We start from the raw sequence: 20,752 nt of genomic DNA, 5'->3' as shown, positions 1-20,752 counted from the left end.
CGACCGCTTCGCTACACCAAAGTCACAATCGGGAGCATTTGCCATGGCTGAAACCGCCTATGACACCGACAACATCTTCGCGAAGATCCTGCGCGGCGAAATTCCCTCGCACCGCGTCTACCAGGACGATGCGTTCATAGCCTTCATGGATGTGATGCCGCAGGGGCCGGGCCATACGCTCGTGGTGCCGAAGGTGCCGTCGCGCAACCTGCTCGACGCCGATCCGTCAATTTTCGGCCCGCTTTTCACGGTCGTTCAGAAAGTGGCGCAGGCGGTGAAAAAGGCCTTCGGCGCCGACGGCGTCACCGTCATGCAGTTCAATGAGCCGGCCTCGGGCCAGACCGTTTATCATCTCCATGTGCATGTCATCCCGCGCTTCGACGGCATCCCGCTGAAGCCACACACGGGCGCGATGGAAAAGTCGGAGGTGTTGGCCGAAAACGCCGAAAAGATACGGGCGGCACTGCAAAGCTGACACCGCAATCGCCGGCAAACTGGAACAGTCTTAGTCGGGCTGAGCCCATCGCTCGATCGGACTCGGCCGTGCGATGCCTTGCTCCAGCCGCTGGCAGCGCTCTGGCCGCACACCTCTTCGTGATGATTTCGACCGGGCAGCGAACACCGACAAGCAGCTCTCGCTCCAATGAAAAAGCCCCGTCTCCGGGGCTTTTTCGACTTCCATCAAGGTCAGTTCTTTCTGGGCAGTTGCGGCACGAGGCTGCGCTTGCCGCCGTCCTTGCCTTTGGCTTCGGGCTTCTGAGCCACCAGCTTCTTGGCCGCGGGCTTTTTCGCCACGGCCTTTCTGGGCTTCGGCGTTTCTTCCGGCTCTTCCTTCTTCGGCTTCACCGGCGCCTCGTCGGCGAGCGATTCGAGCTTCAGACCGGTTTCGCCGGTTTCCTTCTTCTCGACGGTGACGCGCACCGTACCGCCCTTCTTGAGCTTGCCGAACAGCACCTCGTCGGCCAGCGGCTTCTTGATGTGCTCCTGGATCACCCGGCCGAGCGGCCGCGCTCCCATGCGCTCGTCATAACCCTTGTCGGCGAGCCAGGCGATCGCATCCGGCGACAGGTCGAAGGTGACGCCACGCTCGGAAAGCTGGGCCTCGAGCTGCATGACGAACTTCTGCACCACCTGATGGATAACCGGTACCGGCAGCGAGCCGAACGGGATGATCGCATCGAGACGATTGCGGAACTCCGGCGTGAACAGCCGGTTGATCGCCTCGACATCGTCGCCTTCGCGCTTGGTCGAGCCGAAGCCGATCGCCGCGCGCTGCGCATCCGACGCACCCGCATTGGTGGTCATGATCAAGATCACATTGCGGAAGTCGATCTGCTTGCCGTTGTGGTCCGTCAGCTTGCCATGGTCCATCACCTGCAACAGGATGTTGAACAGGTCCGGATGCGCCTTCTCGACTTCGTCCAGCAACAGCACGCAATGCGGATGCTGGTCGACGCCGTCGGTCAAAAGGCCGCCCTGGTCGAAGCCGACATAGCCGGGAGGCGCACCGATCAGCCGCGATACGGTGTGACGTTCCATGTACTCCGACATGTCGAAGCGGATCAGCTCGACGCCGAGAGAGGCGGCCAACTGCTTGGCCACTTCGGTCTTGCCGACGCCGGTCGGGCCGGAGAACAAGTAGGAACCGATTGGCTTTTCCGGTTCACGCAGGCCCGCACGCGCCAGCTTGATGGCCGAGGTCAACGCGGTGATCGCGGTGTCCTGGCCATAGACGACGCGCTTCAGCTCGATGTCGAGGCCCTGCAGCACCTTCTCGTCATCGGCCGAAACCGTCTTCGGAGGGATGCGCGCCATGGTGGCGATCGTGGCTTCGATCTCCTTGATGCCGATGGTCTTCTTGCGCTTGGCTTCCGGCACCAGCATTTGCGAGGCGCCGGTCTCGTCGATCACGTCGATCGCCTTGTCCGGCAACTTGCGGTCGTTGATGTAGCGCGCCGACAGCTCCACCGAGGCCTTGATCGCCTCGTTGGTGAACTTCACCTTGTGGAATTCCTCGTAATAGGGCTTCAGGCCCTTCATGATCGCGATGGCGTCCTCGATGGTCGGCTCGTTAACGTCTATCTTCTGGAAGCGTCGCACCAGGGCGCGGTCCTTCTCGAAGAACTGGCGGAATTCCTTGTAGGTGGTCGAACCGATGCAGCGGATCGCACCCGACGACAAGGCCGGCTTCAACAGGTTGGACGCGTCCATGGCGCCGCCTGATGTGGCCCCAGCCCCGATCACCGTGTGGATCTCGTCGATGAACAGCACAGCACCTGGATAGTCCTCGAGCTCCTTGACGACCTGCTTCAGCCGTTCCTCGAAGTCACCGCGATAGCGCGTGCCTGCCAGCAACGTGCCCATGTCGAGCGCAAAGATGGTGGCGTTGTGCAGCACTTCGGGAACGTCGCCTTCGACGATACGCTTGGCCAGGCCCTCGGCTATCGCCGTCTTGCCGACGCCGGGATCGCCGACATAGAGCGGGTTGTTCTTGGAGCGGCGGCACAGCACCTGGATGGTGCGGTTGATCTCGGACTCGCGGCCGATCAGCGGGTCGATCTTGCCGGCCTTGGCCTTGTTGTTGAGGTTGATGCAATAAGCGGTCAGCGCGTCCTGCTGCTGCTTCTTCTTGCCGCCTTCCTCCTGCGGCTCGGCGCCGTTCTGGCCACCCTGCTCGTCTTCGGCGCCGCGCGGCGAGCGTGTTTCCGACGCGCCCGGACGCTTGGCAATGCCGTGCGAGATGTAGTTGACCGCGTCGTAGCGGGTCATCTGCTGTTCTTGCAGGAAATAGGCGGCATGGCTCTCGCGTTCGGCGAAGATGGCGACGAGCACATTGGCGCCCGACACTTCCTCGCGGCCCGATGACTGCACATGGATCACCGCGCGCTGTATGACGCGCTGGAAACCGGCCGTCGGCTTGGAGTCCTCGTCGTAGCCGGTGACGAGATTGTCGAGTTCGGTGTCGATATAGGTGAGAACCGTATGCTTGAGCTCATCGAGATCGACATTGCAGGCGCGCATGACGGCAGCCGCTTCGGTGTCGTCGATGAGCGCGAGCAACAGATGTTCAAGGGTTGCGTATTCATGGTGCCGCTCATTGGCGAGCGTCAGCGCTTGGTGAAGCGCCTTTTCCAGGCCTTGGGAGAAAGCCGGCATGTTACCTCACTTCTTCTCCATCACGCATTGCAGCGGATGCTGATTCTGTCGGGCGAAATCCATGACCTGGGACACTTTGGTCTCGGCCACCTCGAATGTATAGACCCCGCACTCGCCCACTCCATGATTGTGAACATGAAGCATGATGCGTGTGGCGGCTTCGCGGTCCTTCTGGAAAAAACGCTCCAGCACGTGAACCACGAACTCCATGGGCGTGTAGTCGTCGTTGAGGATGAGGACCCGATAAAGGCTGGGCTTCTTGGTTTTGGTTTTCGTGCGCGTGATGACGGCCGTCCCGCGGCCGGCCTCATTGCCGTCGCCGCCGCCGTTTTGCATCCGCACCACGCATCTCGTGGCAGTCAAACCGATCGTCACGTATTCCTGCCTCTTTCGAATCCCCATGCGAACTCGACATGTAGGTGTTCGATGGACGATTTTAAGCCCTTCTGTTTAGCTGACAATATGGCTAGGTGACCAAACTTGGACGATTTTCGCAATCGTGAAGGGGCGCGAGGCCTTTGATCGGCAGTTGACATGAAAAACCCGGCCACGTTTCCGCTGCCGGGTTTTTTACGGGCCCCAAAGGGCCAACTCAGGGTCGTGTCTGGACGAAGTTAATTCGCCCGGGCGAAAATTACTTCGCCTTGGCAACGATCGATTCGAAGGGCTTGTAAGCTTCCTTGGCGAGTTCGGCATAAAGGTCGCCAATCTTGGTGGCCTCGGCGACGAACGCCTCGTAGGACTGCTTGGCATAATCCGACTGGATCTCGATCGCCTTTTCCAGCGACTTGGCCGAAAACAGCTTCTCTATAGTAGCGCTGCCTGACTCAAAACTCTTCTTGGTGTATTCGCCAGCCTCGGTGGCGATCGCCTGGGCGCCCTTGGAGAGCGACGCGAAGCTCTTCAATCCGGTGTCGGCAAACTCTTTGCCGTATTTGCTGAAATCCTCATAGGTCTGGGTCATTTCTAATTCCCTTGACGGTTGAGGCGTCCTTCTTCGGGGCGCCCTTGTGCAGTGCACCTTAATATATTGTGCGCCGCACAAAAGTCAATATTCCACCGGCGCGCGAACCCGCCTGCGCAGCCAATGGCTAAAAATCGAATAAAGAGAGCTTCAAGCTCGAAGAAAATGGTGAACGCGGCGGTTACCATAAACGGATTGGTAACGCTGCCCCGGTAGCTTGGCCGGAAGCGAGGCAGGACCCTTTGCCGCCTCCAGCGCAACGAAGAATCCAAGGGAAGTACCAGTGCGTAAGGCGTTGTTGGGCATCGTTTCCAAATCCACCTCCCCTCTCAAAACGATCATGATCATCGCGATGGCGATGGCATTCGTTTGCGGCGACGTTGCCTCGTCGCTGGCGGCGAGGTCGGCGGCCATCGTCATCGACGCCAAGACCGGCAAGGTGCTGTATTCGGCGGACGCCGACGGCAGGCGCTATCCGGCATCGCTGACCAAGATGATGACGCTCTATCTGACCTTCGAAGCACTGGCGAAGGGGAAGATCAGCAGGAACTCGCCAGTCGTGTTTTCGGCCCATGCATCCGCCGAGGCACCGACGAAACTCGGGGTTAAGCCGGGCGGTTCTGTCACGGTCGAGACCGCGATCCTGTCGATTGTCACCAAGTCAGCGAACGACTCGGCCACCGCGCTAGGTGAAATGCTCGGCGGCAATGAACCCACTTTTGCCCGCATGATGACCGCCAAGGCACGGGCGCTGGGCATGAACGGCACCGTCTTCCGCAACGCTAATGGCCTGCCCGACCCCGGCCAGTTCACCACCGCGCGCGACATGGCGACGCTCGGCATCGCGCTGAGGGAGCATTTCCCGCAGTACTACGGTTACTTCTCGCAGCGTTCCTTTCTCTACGGGCGCCAGCGCATCAACGGCCACAACCGCCTGCTCGGACGCATCAAGGGTGTCGACGGCATCAAGACGGGCTACACCCGCGCCTCCGGCTTCAATCTCGTCTCGTCGGTTTCCGACGGCAATCGCCGCCTCGTCGGCGTGGTCATGGGCGGCACCTCCGGCGGCAGCCGCGATAACCAGATGGCGATGTTGATCAACACCTACTTGCCGAGGGCCTCTACCCGAGGCGGCGGCGATCTGGTTGCCAAGGCCAGCGGCAACAACCCAGTCACTGCGCTTGCCAAGGTCCTCCTGCCCAAGCATGACGCGCCGACCCTGGACGACAAGCCGATGGTGGCACAAGATGATGCCACGGTTGCCGAGGACGCCACCGTCGCGGAAGACGACACCGCGCAGGCCGAAGAGGCAGCCCCGGCCATCAAGACCAGGAAGGTCAAGACCGTCATCGTCTCGGCCCCTCAAATTGCCACTGCCCAGGTCGTCGCTGCTTACGCCGAGCCGGCTGCCGAGCCGACGCCGGCTGCGCCTGTCGATCCGGTCAGCACGGCGTCGGTGCCGTCGGGCTGGGCCATTCAGGTCGCCTCGTCGCCGAAACAGTCTGAAGCCCAGGCTTTCCTCGACAAGGCGGCCAAGAAGGCACCCAACGTGTTGGCCGACGCGTCCGGCTTCACCGTCGCCTTCGACAAGGACGGGGTCACCTATTACCGGGCCCGCTTTGGTGGCTTTGGTTCGAAGACCGCCGCCTGGAAGACCTGTACTGCTTTGAAGAAGAAGAACATCGAGTGCTACGCCGTCCAGCAGTAGGACGGCGTGGAAGCCATCTCCCGGAAGATTTCTGCGTCGAAGGAGACTAGTTGTGGTTGGAGAGCAAGACGTCCTTGGCTTCGTTAATCCGCGCCGCCAGGAAAGACGTGCCGCCGATATCGGGGTGGAGGCGCTGCATCAGGCGGCGGTGCGCCTTGCGGACATCCGCCGCGGCGGCCCCCGCTTCAAGACCAAGGACCTTGTAGGCCTCCTCCTTAGTCATGGCGCCCGAACCTGGCGCAACACCCAACCCTTCGCCACCGTCCGCATCAGTGTTTTTGCGCCAGACGGGAAATCTGCCGTCAAGATACGTCTCTAGCAGCTGTCGGCTCTCCGGGTCGCCGGAGAGTTCCCGGTAGAGATGCTGCAATTCGGCTAATCCCATCGCACCAAGCATCTTGCCTTCATGGCGGCCGGCCAGCACGAGGCCCTCCAGGCCGCCAGTAGCGTGATCAAGCTCCATTTCCAATGCGGCGGTACGCACCGTCGAACGCTTGCCCTGCACCGGTCTGGCCGTCTGGTGTTTCATCCGCACAGAACTGTACCAGGCAATTGCCGCGGCCAGTATGATGCCGGCGATGCCTTCGCGCCCGACCACAAGCAAAGTGACGCCGACCAGCGCCAGGAGAACCGGTCCGAGCGTGCGCATTCCGCTCGCCAGTTTTCCCGGATCGGCGCGCAGAAAGATGGTCACCGCGCCGAGAAGCACCAGAAGCAATGCAACGAATAAGATAACCGCGCCCATCAGTTCCCGCTGCCCCGCAGATGCTCGATCATCAGCCGGTCCTCCGGCCTGCCTCTGGCCTCGAGCGCCGCCAGCCCGCCGGTTGCAAACACCGCAACCGCCGAAAGCAGTTCGGCTAGAGTCGCGGCAGCCCGCCTGTCAAATCGGAACCAAGCCCCTTTGGACAACCGGGCGATTTCCTTGAACGCTTTTTCTGCGCCGGAATCATGACCTTCCTGGAAAACGAAGACAGGCACGCCATGCAGGCCGAGGCTGCCGGCCTTTTCGGCCAGATCGTCGATGTTTTCTTCCATGGCATCGCCGATATAGACCAGCGCATTGACCTTGGCCGTACCGGTCTGTTTCAGCGCGTGCGTCAGCACCTTGCCGATCTGGGTGTGGCCGCTGCGGCATTGGATTCGCGTCATCAACTGTTTCAAGGCACTGGTATCGGTCACGAAAGCAGAAGAACGGCACTCGCCCAGGCCGCGAAAATAGACCAGTTGGACACTGAGGGTTCCGGCCTTGCCGACGGCATCGAACATCTGGCCCTGCAGCTCACAAGCCAGATCCCAGGTCGGCTGGCGGCTCATCGTCGCGTCGAGCGAAAGGATCAGCCTGCCCGACCCCTTCGCCGAGGCAGCCAGCGTCCTTGCCTGCCGAAGAAAGGCTTCGATCTCGCCGGCATTGGATTGAGGTTTGACCGGCGCAGGATTGGCCCTTGCGGGCACGGGCTGCTTCTTGTCGTTCATGGAAACAAGATGTGGCGCTGTGCCACCGCTTGCAAGCCCCGCCCAAGGCAACATTGAGAGCCAGAGGCTCGGATTCCGGGGGGTCAGAGCAGACCGAGATCGGCAAGCTCACGCCTGAGTTTCGGCGGCATCTCGATCAGCCCCGCCTTGCCCTGGCCGAGATCGGCCGGCGCGTCCGCCGGCTTCAGATAGCGCCAGCCCTGAAAGGCCCGCCGCGGCTGCCAGTCGGTTCGAACAACCTCGGGGTCGAGAATCAGGTGGCAACGGCCGATGCCCTCACCGTCCGTGAATGGACGGATCTCGGTGATCAGCTGGCGGCACTGCACATTGCCCTTGATCACCCAGTAGAGCGAACCGCCATCGGTAACTTCGGCACCGCGCGTCGGCACCATGCGGGTGGTGTGATATTGCTCGACCGGCTCACCGGCGCGCCGCCGTTCGTCGAGACGGAAAGCAATCCACTCTTCGAGATCCTCGACGCTGTCGCAGCCTACACACAGTTTTATGAGATTGAGAGACATCGCTTAAGGTTTAGTCCGCCGCGCGGACGCGTCAACGGCTTGACCGACTTCTCCACAGTAGCAGTTTAGGCCAGCCCTCAGCATTCCACGACGTTGACGGCTAGCCCGCCAAGGCTGGTTTCCTTGTACTTCTCGTTCATGTCGAGGCCGGTCTGGCGCATGGTCTCGATCGCTGCATCGAGCGGTACGAAATGGATGCCGTCGCCCTTGATGGCCAGCGACGCGGCCGTCACCGCCTTGACGGCGCCCAGCGCATTGCGCTCGATACACGGCACCTGCACCAGCCCGCCGACCGGATCGCAGGTCATGCCGAGATGGTGTTCGAGCGCTATCTCGGCGGCGTTTTCGACCTGCTCGGGCGTGCCGCCCATGACGGCGCACAGGCCGGCCGCGGCCATCGCCGACGCCGACCCGACCTCGCCCTGACAGCCGACCTCTGCGCCCGAGATCGAGGCGTTGGTCTTGATGATGCCGCCAACCGCAGCTGCCGTGAGAAGGAAGTCGCGGATGCTCGGCTGGTCGGCCTCGGGATGGAAATGCAGCCAGTAGCGCAACACCGCCGGCAGCGTGCCGGCAGCACCGTTGGTCGGCGCGGTGACGACGCGACCGCCGGCGGCATTCTCCTCATTGACAGCCATGGCGTAGATCGACAGCCAGTCATTGGCGAGCAGCGGGTTGGGCCTGTTCTGCTGCCACTGCTCCTGCAGCTTGTCATGCAGCATGCGCGCGCGGCGGCGCACCTTCAATCCGCCCGGCATGATGCCGTCCTGCGACAGGCCACGGTCGATGCAGCCCTTCATGGCGCTCCAGATGTCGTCAAGGCCGGCATCGAGCTCCTCGCGCGACATCTGCGTCTCCTCGTTGACGCGCTTCATGTCAGCGATGGAAAGGCCGCTCTTGCCGGCCATGGCCAGCATCTCGACCGCGTTCTTGAACGGATAAGGCACCTTCTTGCCTTCTGATGTCACCGAGCCCTTGGCCTTCATCCGCTGCAGTTCTTCTTCCGAAACCACGAAGCCGCCGCCGATCGAATAGTAGATGCGCTTGAGCAGCAGGCGGCCGCCTGAATCATAGGCGTAGAACGCCATGCCGTTGGCGTGTCCGGTGAGCGGAGTTTTGCGGTCCAGCACCAGATCGGTTGCCGGATCGAAGCGATAGGAGGGATGGCCGGGCGGCGAGATGCGCTTTTCGGCGGCGATGCGGCCGGCAATGCCATCGGCCTGGTCGGGATCGACCGTCTGTGGCGTCAGGCCGGCAAGGCCGAGCACGACGGCGCGATCCGAGCCATGGCCAATGCCCGTATAGGCGAGTGATCCGTGCAGGCTGGCGCCAAGCTGATCGACCTTCACGCCCGCCGGGCGCGGCCAGTCATTTCCCGCGACCTCATCGAGAAACCGCACTGCGGCGGTCATCGGCCCCATCGTATGAGAACTCGAGGGTCCGATGCCGATCTTGAACAGGTCGAAAACCGAAAGGAACACGCGGCGTTGTCTCCTGGATTCAGGTCGAGGACTACATATAGGAATTCCCAGATGTTTCCGCTCTTTTGGAAACCGCGGCGCCGCACCCGCCGACCTTGTTTGCTCCGGCAGCGACATTGATGCCGATCGCTGGTCAAGGCTACGAACTCGGGTTAAGGGGTTCCTTCGGAGCCTTCGCCGGCGCGTTGGCTGACGGAAACGAAAAACCCGCCTGCGCGGCGGGTCGCTGGCGCAAATCAACACCATGAACGAATATGTACCATAGCTGGGGTCACGAAATCAAGAAAAAATTCCTATCGTGAAAAGCTACCGGCACAAAAGCTGCCGACATCGCCGAACTGGCCGTCGTCAGGTCTTTTGTTCACCTGAATTCGAAGCCCTAGATCGCTGGTTGCGGACATCGAAGCGACCGCACCGGATGTGATAGATTCAGCCTATGGGCGATTCTATCGATCTTTCGACAGCCGATCTCGCGGCGCTGGCCTTCTTCCTCGTCGCGTGGCTGCTGCACACGCTCGCTTCCGACGGCAAGCTGACCAGCCGGGTGTCGCTGACCACGGCGATGAATGCACAGCGGCAAGCCTGGATGCGGACCATGGCCGAGCGCGAGATCCGCATCGTCGACACCGCCATCATGAGCGGTCTGCAGCAAGGCACCGCCTTCTTCGCGTCCAGCTCCCTGATCGCGATCGGCGGCTGCTTTGCCTTGCTGGGCGCGTCCGACCGGGTTCTTGAAGTGCTCAGCGATCTGCCCCTGGGCGGCGCCCCGTCACGCGCGGCCTTCCAGATAAAGGTGTTCGGACTGGTGCTGATCCTGGCGTTTTCGTTCTTTAAATTCGGCTGGGCTTATCGGCTGTTCAACTACTGCACGATCCTGATCGGCGCCGTGCCGATCCCGCATGGCGAAGCCTCGCGCAATCCGGTTACCGAAACGGCGGTCTGGCGCGCGACACAGATGAACATGCTCGCCGGAAAACATTTCAACTCCGGCCTGCGCGGCGTGTTCTTCTCGATCGGCTATCTCGGCTGGTTCGTCGACCCCATGGTTTTCGTGTTGTCGACGCTGTTGCTGCTGGCCGTGCTGGTGCGGCGCCAGTTCTTCTCGGCGGCCAGGCAAGCGGTGATCGGTCAGCCGCCAGGAAAGGGTCGATCGATCCGCCCCGACAGCCAGTAGGCGATCAGTCCGGCCCATTCGCGAATAGCGATGCTGGTGGTCTGCAGCGAATCGGTGGGATTGTCGCGGAAGAGGCCGATGCCTTCCCGCCCCGAGGTGCGATAGTCGACCGGCCAGGGAACGGTCGCAAAGCCGGCCTTGTCGAACAGCGCCTTGGCGCGCGGCATATGGAAGGCAGAGGTCACCAGCAGCCAGGTCTCGCCGGGCTTCGGCGTCACCAGTTCCTTGGTGAAGACGGCATTCTCGTAGGTGTTTCGGGATCTGTTCTCCAGGATCAGGCGATCGGCCGTCACACCAAGCGCGGTGAGCAGACGAGGCGCTGTGGCGGCGTCGCCCTCGCCGTCGGGAAACAACTCGCCGGTGCCGCCCGAGACGATCACCTTGGCAGTGGGGAAGCGCCGGGCCAGAATCGCGGCCTCGACCATCCGATCGCCGCTGCTGTTAAGCTCATAGCCGCCGCGCACCAGATTGATGGCGCCTTCAAAACCGCCGCCGAGCACGACGATGCCGTCGACCTTTTCCGGCAGCTTCGGGCGCGCAAAGCGCTCTTCCAGCGGGTTGAGCATCATGGCGCCAAGCGACGTCCAGGCCGACAGCGCAAGGATCAGGAGGGCCAGCACGCTGCCGGTGACCGCCAGCCGCCGCCGGCCGATCATCGCCGCGAGCAATCCCGCCAGCAGCAGGAAGATCGCCAAATTGAGCGGTTGGATGAAAAACCAGAATATCTTGGAAAAATAGAAGAACATCGCTCACCCCATTACAGCGCCGCGCGTGCTTGGACGCGCAAAGGACGCTGTAACACTTTGATTTTGCGCATGATCCTTTCCGAAAATCGATGTCGATTTTCGGGGTCATGCGCTAGACGAGCGGCATGCTTACCACCACTTTTCCGGCTGAAATGTGCCGGCCGCCTGCTCGATGACGGCAGCGGTCTGGAACAGGGTTTCCTCGTCGAATGGCCGGCCGATCAGCTGCAGCCCAAGCGGCAGGCCCTTGGCGTCGAGCCCGGCGGGCACGGCTATGCCGGGCAGGCCGGCCATGTTCACCGTGACCGTAAAAATGTCGTTGAGATACATCTTGACCGGATCGGCAGCCATGTCCTCATCGGCGATGCCGAAGGCGGCGGACGGCGTTGCCGGGGTCAGGATGACATCGACGCCGGCGGCGAAGACGGTCTCGAAGTCGCGCTTGATCAGATTGCGCACCTTCTGCGCCTGCAGATAGTAGGCATCGTAGTAGCCGGCCGACAGCACATAGGTGCCGATCATGATGCGGCGCTTGACCTCGCGGCCGAAGCCGGCGGCGCGGGTCTTCTCATACATGTCGACGATATCCTTGCCCGGCACGCGCAATCCATAACGGACGCCGTCATAGCGGGCGAGGTTGGACGAAGCTTCAGCCGGGGCTACGATGTAATAGGCCGGCAAGGCATATTTGGTATGCGGCAGGGAAATGTCGACGATTTCGGCGCCGGCGTCCTTCAGCCAGGCAATGCCCTTCTGCCAAAGCGCCTCGATCTCTTCGGGCATCCCGTCGACGCGGTATTCCCTGGGGATGCCGACCTTCATGCCCTTGATCGGCTTGCCGATCGCCGCCTCATAGTCCGGCACCGGCCGGTCGACCGAGGTCGTATCCTTCGGATCGACGGACGCCATGGACTTCAACAGGATCGCGGCATCGCGCACGTCGCGGGCGATCGGGCCGGCCTGGTCGAGCGACGAAGCGAAGGCGACGATGCCCCAGCGCGAGCAGCGGCCATAGGTGGGCTTGATGCCGACGGTGCCGGTGAAGGCTGCCGGCTGGCGGATCGAGCCGCCAGTATCCGTCGCCGTGGCGCCGGCGCACAGGAAAGCCGAAACCGCGGTCGCCGAACCGCCGGAAGAACCACCCGGCACCAGCTGCGCATTGTCCAGGCTGCGCGCGGTCCTGGTGCCGCCGGCCGAGACGAAGCCGCCGTCGCCCTGATGCGTCGTCGGCATCACCACAGTGTCGAGGCGCGACCGCCGCCACGGGTTGATGACCGGCCCGTAATAAGACGTCTCGTTCGACGAGCCCATGGCGAATTCGTCCATGTTGAGCTTGCCCAACATGACCGCGCCGTCGGCCCACAGATTGGCGGTGACGGTCGATTCATAACGCGGCTTGAAACCGTCGAGCACATGGCTGCAGGCCTGGGTATGGACGCCTTCGGTGCCGAACAGGTCCTTGATGCCGAGCGGGATGCCTTCCAGCGCACCGCCCTCGCCCTTCGCCAGTTTTGCGTCGGAGGCCTTGGCCATGTCGCGCGCCTTGTCGCCGGTCACCGCGACATAGGCATTGAGGGCCGGATTGGCGCGATCGATGGCCGACAGATAGGCCTCGGTGATCTCGGTCGCGGTGATCTCCTTGCCGCGCAGCTTGGCGCGGGCCTGCGAAATCGTCAGCTGGGTCAGGTCGCTCATCAAAGGCTCTTTTCGTAAAAAACCGACCACTTGGAATCGGGATAATCCAGCACCGGGCCGCAGCGCGAAAACCCGGCACGTTCGTAGACGGTCCACGCGGCGGGATGGCGATCGCCCGTCTCCAGCACCAGGCGCGTCAGTCCCTCATTGCGCGCCAGCGCCTCGACCCGCTCGACGATCCTGGCGCCGATCTTGCGGCCGCGATGCGAAGGCCGCGTGAACATGCGCTTGACCTCGCCGATGGCGCCGTCATGGCGCTTCAGCGCGCCGCAGCCAACAGCGAGACCATCCTCGCGGGCGATGAAGACGGTCGTGTCGTCGCCGGCCATCTGCTCGACCGTCAGGTGGTAGCAGTGCTCCGGCGGTGTCAATTCGAGCAAGGTCTGGTTGAGTTCCTTGACCAGGCCGCGCACATCGTCCTGCAGCGGCGTCTCGATGGCGATCTCGATTGCCATTGGCCCGCTACTCCACGACCTTCGGAACGAGGAAGAAATTCTCGTCGGTCGCCGGCGCGTTGGCGACGATATCGGTCGCCTTGCTGCCGTCGGTGACAACGTCCTGGCGCTTCTTCATCTCCATCGGGGTCACCGAGGTCATCGGCTCGACGCCGGAAACATCGACCTCGTTCAGCTGCTCGACGAAGCCGAGGATGGCGTTCAGCTCGCCAGTCATGCGCTCGGCATCTTCTTCATTCACCGCGATGCGGGCGAGATGCGCGACGCGCTTCACTGTTTGCAGATCGACGGACATGTTTTTGCCTCGGGGAAAACCAGTTCGGGCTATAGCGGCGCCGCGCGCGGTGCGCAACATGCATCATGCGGCAGACCGGACCGTGGTGGCGGCCCGGCTCTCGGCCATCGGTCCAAGGGCAAGGTGCTGTCTACGGCAGGGCAACGCCCTCGCACAGATAGTAGCTGCCGCTGTTGCCGCTTGCCTCGCTTTCGCTATCGGTGGGCCGAACCGACGCGAGATCGACCTGCTTCGGGTTGATTTGCGTCACCGAGAGGACATCCGGAAAGACATAGCCCGGCTCCTGGCAGATTGCCGTCACCGCCCAGCTTTGCGAGGCCGTCGCCTTGCTGATCTGCAGAAACTCGCAATTGTATTCGACGCTTTGCAGGCCGCGGGCCGAAAGCACGATGTTCCCTGCGTCGACAAGCGTTTGCAGCGTGTCTTTTTTGGCCTGTTTGCAAAGCTCCTCGGACTGAAGATAGACGCCCTCTATGAAATCATCCGCGGCGAGCGCGGGCGATGCCGCAACAAACATGGACACGTAAAGAGATCGCCCCAACACCGATTTATTCCGCCTTGGCTACTTCTAAATCGTAATCGTCTCTCCGATGTCAGGCAATGCCACCGTCACACCGGATCCTTCCAGGCCGGCCTCGAACTTATCGGCGGTCGGATCGATCATCGGAAATGTGCCGAAGTGACAGGGAACCACGGTCTCGAACTTGAAGAACCGGCGGCAGGCAAGTGCCGCCACCGCGCCACCCATGGTGAAGCGGTCGCCGATCGGCACGATGCCGATCTTCGGCTCGTGCAATTCGTTGATCAGCGCCATGTCGGAGAAGATGTCGGTGTCGCCCATGTGGTAGAGCGTTTTGTCTTCCGGGAAGTGCAGGACGAGACCACCGGGATTGCCGAGATAGACGTTCTTACCACCCTCTTCGCCAAACGAGGAGGAATGCAGCGCCTGGACGAACGTGGTGGTGAAGCTGCCGCAATCGACGGTGCCGCCGATGTTGCCGGGGTTGATCTTCTTGTCGCTGACGCCCTTGCCGACCAGGTACATGCAGATCTCGAAATTCGCGACCAGTTGGGCACCGCTTTTGCCAAGCACTTCCAGCGCGCCGCTGATGTGGTCGCTGTGTCCATGCGTCAGCAGCACATGCGTGACGCCCTCGGCGGGCCCTTCCCAGCCGCCCGTCCAGGACGGATTGCCGATCAGGTAGGGATCGATGAGGATCTTGGCGTCAGCGGTTTCAATGCGAAAGGCCGAGTGGCCATACCAGGTCAGTTTCATGGAACGCACTCCTCGATTTTTGGCTTGCCAAAGGATAGAACGCCGATAGACCGGAGATCAAAGGGTTACAGTGTCCGTTGTGCGTTTGAGAGAACACATAGCGGTGAAGGTGAAGGACGCCGGTGGGCATTATCACGATCGAGGAATTGCCGGCGCGGTTAACCGGAGGCAAGACGCTGGCCGGGATCGACCTCGGCGATAAGACGATTGGCGTCGCGGTGTCGGACCAGGGGTTTTCCTTCGCCCATCCGCGACCAGTCATCATGCGAAGGAAATTCTCGCTCGATGCGGCGGTGCTGCTCGCCTTGCTGCAAAAGGAGAACGCCGGCGCGGTGGTGATCGGGCTGCCGATCAACATGGACGGTTCAGAAGGGCCGCGCGCGCAGAAATCGCGTGCCTTCGTTCGCAACATGGCGCAGATCAGCGACCTGCCCTTCGTGCTCTGGGATGAAAGGCTATCGACGGTCGCGGCCGAAAGAACGCTGATCGAGATGGACTTCTCGCGCCGCAAACGCGCCGGCAAGATCGATTCGGCGGCAGCCGCGTTTATTCTGCAGGGAGTTTTGGACCGGCTTCAATCGCTCCACGCATCCGGTCGAACGGACCCGGACCTGCCCAACGCCGGCTGACCCAGCCTGTGATCTCGCGACGGCGGCGGAACGCCCACAATGCCATCAGCAGAAACCCGTCGAAGACGCAGGCCTTTGCCACCATGTCGGGGATGGTCGCCGGATCGATGCCGAGCATCTGACCATAGAGCTGGAAGAAGAAGTCGTGCATCTGTCGGCTGAGCATCGTGTAGCCAAAATTGATGTCATTGGCCGACAGATAGAACCAGCCCCAGAAAATCGCCATGGGGGCCGCCCAGGATGCGAAGATGTAACGCATCAGCGGTCTCCCCCGGAATTAGAGCCTGTTCGGCCCGATATGAGTGAAAGCAGCGAATTGTGGGCTGCGGCCTTTGCCATGCCATGCGCGACGGCGCGAACCTCGCCCTCGCCTGAAGCAACCACCGCAACCGCGGATCGCCGCTCGGCTAGCATGGCGACATAGGACGCCAGAAGTGCTGCCAACTGCACGGCGACAACCATGAACAACCCGTTGATGCCTTGCGCGGCACCACCGACGACGATCAGCGACAACACACCGGACGCGCAGATGAAGGCGATGCGGGCAACGCTGTCGACGCCCTGGCTGGTAGCGTCGTTGATCAGGGTTTCGACAAAGGCCCAGAAGAACAGCACCGCCACGACAAGCAATGCGGTCGCGAGCGGCGCCACGACGACAAATTTGTCGAGGTCGATGAGCCGGCTGTCCTCGATTGTGGCTCCCAACACGCCGAGAGCCGTCACCACACCACGGCTTCCGTCGATGCAGATAAGTGCGAGCAGGGCGAAAACGATCGCCCAGTGCAAGGCCAGAAAAGAGGTCAGTACGTGTCGCATCGCCGTTCCCGCTTCGCAAAGCAAGGAGCGGCCAAATTTGAACCATTCCCTGCTTTCGCCGGGACAGTGGGCCCTGCCGCTCGACACCGCAACGGAAACCATTTGTTAAGGTTAACGGCGATTAGCCGTACGCGTGGGGATGCCCACCGACGCATCAAACGCCGGTTCTTGCGATGCTCGCCGCTCAATTCACCGGCGGATAGAGCGTATCGATGATCATGCGCGCATCGTGGCGAGAATCGAGCATGCCATAGGTATTGCGCCATTGGCCTGCCAAACGCGTCTCGACGAAAGCATCTGCGATCCGCCCTGCCCCAAGACGGCGCAACTCCGCTGCCGCTGCCGACAGCGCCAGTTGTTCGGTGAGCAGACGGGCCGAGCCCTCATCGGTTGACGCAACCTGCATCGCCGCCTTCAGCACGCCGATCGTGCCGCGTCCGCCAGTGCCGAGGTCACGGTCGATGCCGGCCAGCACGTCCTCGAACAGGCCAGGCGCGCGGCCAAGCACGCGCAGCACGTCGAGCGCCATGACATTGCCCGAGCCTTCCCAGATCGCGTTGACCGGGGCCTCGCGATAATAGCGGGCGAGCGGCGCCTCCTCGACATAGCCATTGCCGCCGAGACACTCCATCGCCTCGTAGAGCAGCGGCGGCGCGATCTTGCAGACCCAGTATTTGACGACGGGCGTCATGGCGCGGGCAAAGGCCGCTTCACCGCGATCGCTCGCCGCCTCGTCGAAGGACCGCGCCAGCCGGAACGACAGCGCGGTGGCTGCCGCCACATCGAGCGCCATATCGGCCAGCACGCGCTGCATCAACGGTTGCTCGATCAGTGTCGAGCCGAACACCTGTCGGTGGCGCGCGTGATGAACGGCCTCGGCGAGGCCCGCACGCATGATCGCCGAGGATGCGATGGCACAATCCAGCCGGGTCAGGGTGACCATGTCCATGATCGTCTTCACGCCGGCACCCGGTTCGCCGACCATCTCGCCGATGGAGTTGACGAATTCCACTTCGGAGGACGCGTTGGAACGGTTGCCGAGCTTATCCTTCAGCCGCTGAAAACGGAAGCCGTTGCCCGACCCGTCACCGAGAACGCGCGGTACCAGAAAGCACGACAATCCCTCCGGCGCCTGCGCCAGCACCAGGAACGCGTCGGACATCGGCGCCGACATGAACCATTTGTGCCCGGTCAGGCGATAAAACCCGCTGCCGGCACGTTCCGCCCTTGTCACATTGGCGCGCACATCGGTGCCGCCCTGTTTCTCGGTCATGCCCATGCCGAGCGTCAGCCCGGTCTTCTCGACCGGCGGCTTTTGGCTGTGGTCGTATTTGCGCGTCGTCACGCGCGGCGCCCATTCGCGAAACAGTTTTGGGCTGGCCATCAAGGCCGCCAGCGAAGCGTTGGTCATGGTGATGGGGCAGAGATGCCCGGTCTCGAGCTCCGCCGTCAGATAGAACCGGGCGGCACGGACCTGATGGCGGCGGCCGATCTCGGCGTCGCCGTTTTCCCAGACGGAGGAATGCAGCCCGTTGGCCACCGAGCGGCGCATCAAGGCGTGGTAGGCGGGATGGAACTCGACCACATCGATGCGCCGTCCCTGGCGGTCATGCGTCCTGAGCTTCGGCGTCTCGACATTGGCGAGCCGGGCCAGTTCCTGCGCCTCTTGCGTCAGCACGAACCGACCGAGCCCGTCGAGATCCTTGCGCACTGGATCGGAAAAACGCTCCGCGAGCTGGATCAGCAACGGATCGCCCCGCCAGGCGTTGCCGCCCGTAAGCGGCGGCGGCTGGTTCGTCACGTCGTCGGTCACGCCCAATCCTTCTATCGGCAGAAAGGCACTTGTCGTCAGAAAGCCACGAATCCGAAGCCGTCGGCTAGATATAGCCCAAGCCATGCGGCGCGCGCGATGAAAATACCGGCCGATTTAATCGGCCATCTACACGAAAAAATTGAGGAGAACGGCTCCAATCCAAAGCTGGCGCTTGCAGCCACAAAATCTCCACCCTATAGCAGCGCCTTGAGATGACCGACGCTTCGTCCCTGCCACTCTACCCTCACCGCCATCTTCTGGGCATCCGCGATCTTTCCCCCGCCGACATAGAGCTATTGCTCGACCGGGCGGACAGCGCGGTCGCGATCTCGCGGCAGTCCGAGAAAAAAACCTCGACGCTGCGCGGCCGCACCCAGATCAACCTGTTCTATGAAGCGTCGACGCGTACGCAGTCGTCGTTCGAGCTGGCCGGAAAGCGGCTCGGCGCCGATGTCATGAACATGTCGGTGGCGAGCTCCTCGGTGAAGAAGGGCGAGACGCTGATCGACACGGCGATGACATTGAACGCCATGCGCCCCGACATCCTGATCATTCGCCACCAGTCGGCCGGCGCCGCCGCCCTTCTGGCGCAGAAGGTCGGTTGCTCCGTCGTCAATGCCGGAGACGGCGCGCATGAGCACCCGACGCAGGCACTGCTCGACGCACTGACCATCCGCCGCGCCAAAGGCCCGCTGTCGAAGCTGATCGTGGCGATCTGCGGGGACATCCTGCACTCGCGCGTGGCGCGCTCGAACATCATGCTGCTCAACGCGCTTGGCGCCCAGGTGCGCGTCGTCGCGCCGTCGACGCTGCTGCCCACCGGCATCGAGAAGATGGGCGTCATCGTCACCCACTCGATGGCCGAGGGACTCAGGGGCGCCGACGTGGTTATGATGCTGCGCTTGCAGCGCGAGCGCATGGAGGGCGCCTTCGTGCCTTCGGTGCGCGAATATTTCCGCTATTTCGGCCTCGATGCCGAGAAGTTGAAGGCTGCCAAGGACGACGCGCTGGTGATGCACCCCGGTCCGATGAACCGCGGCGTCGAGATCGCCTCGGAAATCGCCGACGGTCCGCAGAGCGTCATCCAGGAACAGGTCGAGATGGGCGTTGCTGTACGTATGGCCGTCATGGAAGCCCTGCTCGACCCCCGTCGCAATCAGGAGGGTCGCAATCAAGAGGGTCGCAGTCACGAGGGCCGTGGCGCATGAGCACAACGGTCTTTGAGCGCGCCCGCATCGTCGACCCCTCGTGTGGTATGGACGAAGTCGGCACCGTCATCGTCGACGGCCGCAAGATCGTTGCCGCCGGCAAGACGGCGCTGAACCAGGGCACGCCCGAGGGCGCTATCGTCGTCGACTGCACCGGCAAGGCGATCATTCCAGGCCTCATCGACGGCCGCGTCTTCATCGGCGAACCAGGTGGCGAGCATCGCGAGACCATTGCGTCGGCAAGTGTCGCGGCGGCAGCCGGCGGCGTCACCTCTATCGTCATGATGCCCGACACCGATCCGGTGATCGACAATGTGGCGCTGGTCGAGTTCGTGCTGCGCACCGCCAAGGAGACGGCAAGCGTCAACGTCTTTCCGGCGGCGGCAATCACCAAGGGCCTCGACGGGCGCGAAATGACGGAGTTCGGCCTGCTGCGCGAAGCCGGCGCCGTCGCCTTCACCGATGGCCGCCACACCATATCGAGCGCGCTGGTGATGCGCCGTGCGCTGACCTATGCGCGTGACTTCGGCGCCGCCATCGTGCATGAGACGCAGGACGCCGACCTTGGCTCGACCGGCGTGATGAATGAAGGCCTCTACGCCAGTTGGCTCGGCCTCTCCGGCATTCCGCGTGAAGCAGAATCCATCCCGCTGGAGCGTGATCTTGCCCTTGCGCGGCTGACGCGCGGCTCCTATCACGCGGCAAAGATCTCGACGGCGATGGCGGCAAACGCCGTGACGCGTGCGAAAGCCGACGGTGCTGCCGTGACATCAGGTGTCGCGATCCACAATCTGTCGCTGAATGAAAACGACGTCGGCGAATACCGCACCTTCTTTCGCCTGACGCCGCCCTTGCGCGCCGAGGAAGACCGGCTGGCGATGATCGAGGCAGTCAGGGACGGCACGATCGACATCATTGTCTCCTCGCATGATCCTCAGGATGTCGACACCAAGCGCCTGCCCTTCGCCGATGCGGCGGCCGGTGCCATCGGACTCGAAACGCTGCTGGGTGCGGCATTGCGGCTCTACCACAATGGCGACGTGCCGTTGCTGAGGCTGGTCGAAACCTTGTCCACCGCCCCGGCGAGATTGTTCGGACTGCCCGGCGGCACGCTGAAGCCGGGCGCTGTCGCCGATCTTGCGCTTGTCGATCTCGAGGAACCCTGGATCGTCAGCGAGAGCGGCATTCGTTCGCGCTCGAAGAACACATGTTTCGAAGGCGCACGCATGCAAGGCAGGGTCTTGCAAACGTTGGTGGCGGGCCGCACAGTGTTCTCGTTCTGAGCTGGCCACCGCGCACCGCGCCTGATCCGGCTAAACTGGGGGAAATGCGGGGGAAA

22 protein-coding genes are annotated in these 20,752 nt (G+C 62.5%); 6 read left to right on the top strand and 16 right to left on the bottom strand.

Features of this window, described 5'->3' with window-relative positions; translation table 11 throughout:
* Positions 1-43: 43 nt before the first annotated feature.
* On the top strand, positions 44-475 hold the full coding sequence (locus NKJ90_RS12760) for an HIT family protein (RefSeq protein ID WP_023759261.1): 432 nt from the start codon (positions 44-46) through the stop codon (positions 473-475).
* 212 nt (positions 476-687) lie between these two features.
* Here NKJ90_RS12760 and clpA read toward each other — a convergent pair whose 3' ends face one another.
* From clpA to NKJ90_RS12745, 3 genes are all read right to left on the bottom strand, one after another.
* A complete protein-coding gene (gene clpA, locus NKJ90_RS12755) occupies positions 688-3,156 on the bottom strand; it encodes an ATP-dependent Clp protease ATP-binding subunit ClpA (RefSeq protein WP_023759262.1) in 2,469 nt (822 codons plus the stop codon).
* 6 nt (positions 3,157-3,162) lie between these two features.
* On the bottom strand, positions 3,163-3,492 hold the full coding sequence (clpS, locus tag NKJ90_RS12750) for an ATP-dependent Clp protease adapter ClpS (protein ID WP_010909565.1): 330 nt from the start codon (positions 3,490-3,492) through the stop codon (positions 3,163-3,165).
* 298 nt (positions 3,493-3,790) lie between these two features.
* Positions 3,791-4,120 carry a phasin family protein gene (locus NKJ90_RS12745; protein WP_023759263.1) on the bottom strand — a complete coding sequence of 110 codons (330 nt, stop codon included), beginning with the start codon at positions 4,118-4,120 and terminating at the stop codon, positions 3,791-3,793.
* A 283-nt stretch (positions 4,121-4,403) separates the two neighbouring features.
* On the opposite strand from NKJ90_RS12745, the gene NKJ90_RS12740 reads away from it, so the two are divergent.
* Positions 4,404-5,828: a D-alanyl-D-alanine carboxypeptidase gene (locus NKJ90_RS12740; protein WP_023759264.1), complete on the top strand. Its 1,425-nt coding sequence runs from the start codon at positions 4,404-4,406 to the stop codon at positions 5,826-5,828.
* A 46-nt stretch (positions 5,829-5,874) separates the two neighbouring features.
* Here NKJ90_RS12740 and NKJ90_RS12735 read toward each other — a convergent pair whose 3' ends face one another.
* The 4 genes from NKJ90_RS12735 to NKJ90_RS12720 all read right to left on the bottom strand — a co-directional run bounded on the left by NKJ90_RS12735 (position 5,875) and on the right by NKJ90_RS12720 (position 9,306).
* On the bottom strand, positions 5,875-6,573 hold the full coding sequence (locus NKJ90_RS12735; RefSeq protein WP_023759265.1) for a DnaJ domain-containing protein: 699 nt from the start codon (positions 6,571-6,573) through the stop codon (positions 5,875-5,877).
* Positions 6,573-7,304 (bottom strand): vWA domain-containing protein, encoded by a 732-nt coding sequence (locus NKJ90_RS12730; RefSeq protein WP_023759266.1) that lies wholly within the window; start codon positions 7,302-7,304, stop codon positions 6,573-6,575. The genes NKJ90_RS12735 and NKJ90_RS12730 overlap by 1 nt, the downstream gene beginning before the upstream one ends.
* 83 nt (positions 7,305-7,387) lie before the next feature.
* Positions 7,388-7,825 carry a DUF1489 family protein gene (locus tag NKJ90_RS12725; RefSeq protein WP_023759267.1) on the bottom strand — a complete coding sequence of 146 codons (438 nt, stop codon included), beginning with the start codon at positions 7,823-7,825 and terminating at the stop codon, positions 7,388-7,390.
* 77 nt (positions 7,826-7,902) lie between these two features.
* Positions 7,903-9,306 (bottom strand): L-serine ammonia-lyase, encoded by a 1,404-nt coding sequence (locus NKJ90_RS12720; protein ID WP_023759268.1) that lies wholly within the window; start codon positions 9,304-9,306, stop codon positions 7,903-7,905.
* A gap of 436 nt (positions 9,307-9,742) precedes the next feature.
* Here NKJ90_RS12720 and NKJ90_RS12715 point away from each other — a divergent pair, with 436 nt between their 5' ends.
* A complete protein-coding gene (locus tag NKJ90_RS12715; protein WP_023759269.1) occupies positions 9,743-10,480 on the top strand; it encodes a DUF599 domain-containing protein in 738 nt (245 codons plus the stop codon).
* Here the strand turns inward: NKJ90_RS12715 and NKJ90_RS12710 are convergent.
* From NKJ90_RS12710 to NKJ90_RS12685, 6 genes are all read right to left on the bottom strand, one after another.
* On the bottom strand, positions 10,435-11,226 hold the full coding sequence (locus NKJ90_RS12710) for a YdcF family protein (protein ID WP_023759270.1): 792 nt from the start codon (positions 11,224-11,226) through the stop codon (positions 10,435-10,437). The two genes, NKJ90_RS12715 and NKJ90_RS12710, sit on opposite strands and share 46 nt — an antisense overlap.
* 129 nt (positions 11,227-11,355) lie before the next feature.
* Positions 11,356-12,921 (bottom strand): amidase, encoded by a 1,566-nt coding sequence (locus NKJ90_RS12705; RefSeq protein ID WP_023759271.1) that lies wholly within the window; start codon positions 12,919-12,921, stop codon positions 11,356-11,358.
* Positions 12,921-13,376: a GNAT family N-acetyltransferase gene (locus NKJ90_RS12700; protein WP_023759272.1), complete on the bottom strand. Its 456-nt coding sequence runs from the start codon at positions 13,374-13,376 to the stop codon at positions 12,921-12,923. Before NKJ90_RS12700 ends, NKJ90_RS12705 begins: the two co-directional genes overlap by 1 nt.
* A 7-nt stretch (positions 13,377-13,383) precedes the next feature.
* Positions 13,384-13,671: an Asp-tRNA(Asn)/Glu-tRNA(Gln) amidotransferase subunit GatC gene (gene gatC / locus NKJ90_RS12695; RefSeq protein WP_023759273.1), complete on the bottom strand. Its 288-nt coding sequence runs from the start codon at positions 13,669-13,671 to the stop codon at positions 13,384-13,386.
* A gap of 130 nt (positions 13,672-13,801) precedes the next feature.
* Entirely contained in the window at positions 13,802-14,188 is a 387-nt protein-coding gene (locus NKJ90_RS12690) for a hypothetical protein (RefSeq protein ID WP_031260186.1), read from the bottom strand.
* Between the two features lie 51 nt (positions 14,189-14,239).
* Positions 14,240-14,947: a metal-dependent hydrolase gene (locus tag NKJ90_RS12685; protein WP_023759275.1), complete on the bottom strand. Its 708-nt coding sequence runs from the start codon at positions 14,945-14,947 to the stop codon at positions 14,240-14,242.
* A 122-nt stretch (positions 14,948-15,069) separates the two neighbouring features.
* Here NKJ90_RS12685 and ruvX point away from each other — a divergent pair, with 122 nt between their 5' ends.
* Entirely contained in the window at positions 15,070-15,576 is a 507-nt protein-coding gene (ruvX, locus tag NKJ90_RS12680) for a Holliday junction resolvase RuvX (RefSeq protein WP_023759276.1), read from the top strand.
* Here ruvX and NKJ90_RS12675 read toward each other — a convergent pair.
* The 3 genes from NKJ90_RS12675 to NKJ90_RS12665 all read right to left on the bottom strand — a co-directional run bounded on the left by NKJ90_RS12675 (position 15,494) and on the right by NKJ90_RS12665 (position 18,205).
* Positions 15,494-15,835 (bottom strand): DUF6105 family protein, encoded by a 342-nt coding sequence (locus NKJ90_RS12675; RefSeq protein ID WP_084025409.1) that lies wholly within the window; start codon positions 15,833-15,835, stop codon positions 15,494-15,496. The two genes, ruvX and NKJ90_RS12675, sit on opposite strands and share 83 nt — an antisense overlap.
* The gene (locus NKJ90_RS12670) at positions 15,835-16,392 is read right to left on the bottom strand and encodes a hypothetical protein (RefSeq protein WP_023759277.1); all 558 of its coding nucleotides are present in this window, start codon (positions 16,390-16,392) and stop codon (positions 15,835-15,837) included. The genes NKJ90_RS12675 and NKJ90_RS12670 overlap by 1 nt, the downstream gene beginning before the upstream one ends.
* A gap of 184 nt (positions 16,393-16,576) precedes the next feature.
* Positions 16,577-18,205, bottom strand: a complete 1,629-nt coding sequence (locus NKJ90_RS12665; RefSeq protein WP_023759278.1) for a DNA alkylation response protein — start codon at positions 18,203-18,205, stop codon at positions 16,577-16,579.
* Positions 18,206-18,417: 212 nt separating this feature from the next.
* Between NKJ90_RS12665 and NKJ90_RS12660 the strand changes: the two genes are divergently transcribed.
* Positions 18,418-19,413: an aspartate carbamoyltransferase catalytic subunit gene (locus NKJ90_RS12660; RefSeq protein WP_023759279.1), complete on the top strand. Its 996-nt coding sequence runs from the start codon at positions 18,418-18,420 to the stop codon at positions 19,411-19,413.
* On the top strand, positions 19,410-20,696 hold the full coding sequence (locus NKJ90_RS12655; RefSeq protein ID WP_023759280.1) for a dihydroorotase: 1,287 nt from the start codon (positions 19,410-19,412) through the stop codon (positions 20,694-20,696). Before NKJ90_RS12660 ends, NKJ90_RS12655 begins: the two co-directional genes overlap by 4 nt.
* Positions 20,697-20,752 lie beyond the last annotated feature (56 nt).

Source organism: Mesorhizobium sp. M0051, assembly GCF_040323235.1.
Classification (GTDB): domain Bacteria; phylum Pseudomonadota; class Alphaproteobacteria; order Rhizobiales; family Rhizobiaceae; genus Mesorhizobium.
The sequence above is the reverse complement of the archived record's forward strand: the minus strand, read 5'-3'. Positions and strand labels throughout refer to the sequence as shown.

What these genes read in the sequence shown, in the direction of transcription:
- NKJ90_RS12760 (WP_023759261.1), top strand. Translation starts at nt 44, where the DNA reads ATGGCTGAAACCGCCTATGACACCGACAACATCTTCGCGAAGATCCTG.
- clpA (WP_023759262.1), bottom strand. Translation starts at nt 3,156, where the DNA reads ATGCCGGCTTTCTCCCAAGGCCTGGAAAAGGCGCTTCACCAAGCGCTG.
- clpS (WP_010909565.1), bottom strand. Translation starts at nt 3,492, where the DNA reads ATGCAAAACGGCGGCGGCGACGGCAATGAGGCCGGCCGCGGGACGGCC.
- NKJ90_RS12745 (WP_023759263.1), bottom strand. Translation starts at nt 4,120, where the DNA reads ATGACCCAGACCTATGAGGATTTCAGCAAATACGGCAAAGAGTTTGCC.
- NKJ90_RS12735 (WP_023759265.1), bottom strand. Translation starts at nt 6,573, where the DNA reads ATGGGCGCGGTTATCTTATTCGTTGCATTGCTTCTGGTGCTTCTCGGC.
- NKJ90_RS12730 (WP_023759266.1), bottom strand. Translation starts at nt 7,304, where the DNA reads ATGAACGACAAGAAGCAGCCCGTGCCCGCAAGGGCCAATCCTGCGCCG.
- NKJ90_RS12725 (WP_023759267.1), bottom strand. Translation starts at nt 7,825, where the DNA reads ATGTCTCTCAATCTCATAAAACTGTGTGTAGGCTGCGACAGCGTCGAG.
- NKJ90_RS12715 (WP_023759269.1), top strand. Translation starts at nt 9,743, where the DNA reads ATGGGCGATTCTATCGATCTTTCGACAGCCGATCTCGCGGCGCTGGCC.
- NKJ90_RS12710 (WP_023759270.1), bottom strand. Translation starts at nt 11,226, where the DNA reads ATGTTCTTCTATTTTTCCAAGATATTCTGGTTTTTCATCCAACCGCTC.
- NKJ90_RS12705 (WP_023759271.1), bottom strand. Translation starts at nt 12,921, where the DNA reads ATGAGCGACCTGACCCAGCTGACGATTTCGCAGGCCCGCGCCAAGCTG.
- NKJ90_RS12700 (WP_023759272.1), bottom strand. Translation starts at nt 13,376, where the DNA reads ATGGCAATCGAGATCGCCATCGAGACGCCGCTGCAGGACGATGTGCGC.
- gatC (WP_023759273.1), bottom strand. Translation starts at nt 13,671, where the DNA reads ATGTCCGTCGATCTGCAAACAGTGAAGCGCGTCGCGCATCTCGCCCGC.
- NKJ90_RS12690 (WP_031260186.1), bottom strand. Translation starts at nt 14,188, where the DNA reads ATGTTTGTTGCGGCATCGCCCGCGCTCGCCGCGGATGATTTCATAGAG.
- NKJ90_RS12685 (WP_023759275.1), bottom strand. Translation starts at nt 14,947, where the DNA reads ATGAAACTGACCTGGTATGGCCACTCGGCCTTTCGCATTGAAACCGCT.
- NKJ90_RS12675 (WP_084025409.1), bottom strand. Translation starts at nt 15,835, where the DNA reads ATGCGTTACATCTTCGCATCCTGGGCGGCCCCCATGGCGATTTTCTGG.
- NKJ90_RS12670 (WP_023759277.1), bottom strand. Translation starts at nt 16,392, where the DNA reads ATGCGACACGTACTGACCTCTTTTCTGGCCTTGCACTGGGCGATCGTT.
- NKJ90_RS12660 (WP_023759279.1), top strand. Translation starts at nt 18,418, where the DNA reads ATGACCGACGCTTCGTCCCTGCCACTCTACCCTCACCGCCATCTTCTG.
- NKJ90_RS12655 (WP_023759280.1), top strand. Translation starts at nt 19,410, where the DNA reads ATGAGCACAACGGTCTTTGAGCGCGCCCGCATCGTCGACCCCTCGTGT.